A 271-nucleotide genomic window follows, 5' to 3' on the forward strand; every position below is an offset into this window, starting at 1 on the left:
CCTTTAAGGTCCTGCACCGAGAATTGCTGGCACAGACTTTTCAGCGCCGAATCACGCTCGAAATCCCACGGCGCGCGGCGCTTGGTCCCGCGACGCTTCTCCGCCGGCAAATCCTTTGGCCAATCATCCGGAATCAACAACTCCACCGGATTGATACGCTCAAGTTCCGCCAGCAGGTTCTCCCAGCCCTTGATCTCCAGCACGCTGAAATTACCGCTGGTGATATCCAGGACCGACAGGCCGAACAAACGCTCATCACCCAAAACGGCGG

General features: G+C 57.9%; 1 pseudogene. It reads right to left on the reverse strand.

The features are described from left to right. A pseudogene (locus KZZ04_RS19310) lies at positions 1-271 on the reverse strand (DNA mismatch repair protein MutS); the annotation flags it as partial.

This window comes from Pseudoalteromonas sp. CR1 (assembly GCF_019392235.1).
In the GTDB taxonomy this organism is placed as follows: Bacteria; Pseudomonadota; Gammaproteobacteria; order Enterobacterales; family Alteromonadaceae; genus Pseudoalteromonas.